The sequence below is a fragment of the Flavobacterium melibiosi genome, from assembly GCF_048158545.1.
Lineage (GTDB): Bacteria > Bacteroidota > Bacteroidia > Flavobacteriales > Flavobacteriaceae > Flavobacterium > Flavobacterium melibiosi.
In genome coordinates this window covers 1-1669 of the sequence record NZ_JBLNKU010000032.1, presented here as the reverse complement: position 1 = coordinate 1669, position 1669 = coordinate 1, and the positions used below count along the sequence as shown (strand labels likewise).

Annotated in this window: 1 protein-coding gene; it reads right to left on the bottom strand. The window is 37.9% G+C overall.

Annotated features, from left to right (window positions below; genetic code table 11):
• Positions 1-1669 (bottom strand): HYR-like domain-containing protein (locus tag ACM55F_RS18750; RefSeq protein WP_465245399.1); only part of this gene is annotated, 1669 nt, incomplete at both ends.

Genomic DNA, 1669 nt, shown 5'->3' with positions numbered 1-1669 from the left:
GTTTCCACAAGCATCCGTCACACTGTATGTTCTGATCGTAGTTTCAGTACAACCCACTAAAGCAGGAGCACTATCACCAACAAAAGCCACAACCGGAGTTGAACAGGCATCCGCCTCATCAGTCACTAGAGCGATATCAGCAGCAGGGAAAGTTCCGTTGCAACCGCTAAGAGTAATGGCAGCAGGGTTAGAAGCTGTCGGAGCAGTTGTATCTTCAATTTTTATAGTTTGATTAGCGGTTGCTGTATTACCACATGCATCGGTAACCGTCCAGGTTCTAGAAATAATTTTATCTCCAGGACATGAAGCTGGTGTTAAACAAACGCTTTTGAATTCAATACTACCATTTACACTAGCTTGTTTTCTGGAATAAATTAACCAAGTTCCATTCATTGTTCCTGAGAAGTTTTCAAAGCTGGATACATACGATGTCAATTCAGGAATTGTATTTGTTGAAGTTGTTGCTCCATATGGAGTGAAATTTTGACTAACACCATTTTGAACAAAATTATTGTTGTTCCATTTTACATAAGCAGAACTATTAGGATAAAATATGGGTAAGTATAATTCTTTAGTATTTGAATTTGCATCATCACATGCTCCACCTGTACAATAAGGACCAACTAAAATTATTCCTTGACCGTTAGGGGCAATTAAAGTGAATTCTGCTCTTCCTTTTCCTTGATTTGTTTCGAATGCTAAAGCAATTTTTTCAATACTGCTTGCAGATATTCCATCAAAACCTGAAACGGTAAATGGAAAATAATTACCATTTCCAGCATTTACTTCTTGATTATCTGAGTTTCCAAAACAATTTGTATCAGTATAGGTAGGAGGCTCTAGATTTGAATCACAAATGTCATTGTATGTTGGATTGCCTGTTATAGTAGGGCTAATATCAGTAACACAATTTGCCCCACTGCTAAGTATTATATTTTGTGGAGGTGTAATAGTTGGAGGTGTTGTATCTTGAACTTTGATGATTTGTGATTTCGTTGATGAATTACCACAGGCATCAGTTGCTGTCCAAGTTCTTGTTAAGGTATAGCTGCTTGGACAATTACCATCTATTCGTTCTTCACCAAGATAAGTTACTATAGGTGCTGTGTCACAATTATCAGTTGCACTTATATTTGCTTCAATTTCTACAGTAGGTACAAAATCGCATTCAACAGTTGTATTAGCAGGTATACCCGATAATAAAGGAGCAATAGTATCTTCAACAGTAATGGTTTGTACCAAATTAGTTAAATTACCTGCACAGTCTCTTAAAGTATATGTTCTAGTTACAATGTATGGACTTCCTTTGCAGCCAGAACCTTCATCATTGGTATCATTAACAGTTACTGTAACTGATCCAGAACAATTATCTGTTTCATCAGTTATATCAGTGATTTTTGCAATTGGAATATCAGCTTTGCATTGTATACCAATAATATTTGCTGGTACTGTTGCTGTTGGTGCAATAGTATCATCAATTGAGTAAGTATAAACCCAGTCGTGTGCGGTTCCTTCACAATCGGTGAAAGTGTAGGTATAGGTTACGGTTCCTTCACAGGCAGGTGTTGCAGAAATCACGGCAGCGGCAGGCGTTAAAGCGTTCCCACAATTATCGGTAACCACCGGTACAGTCGGAGTAACGATATCAGCGGCACAAGCTACAGTTGAA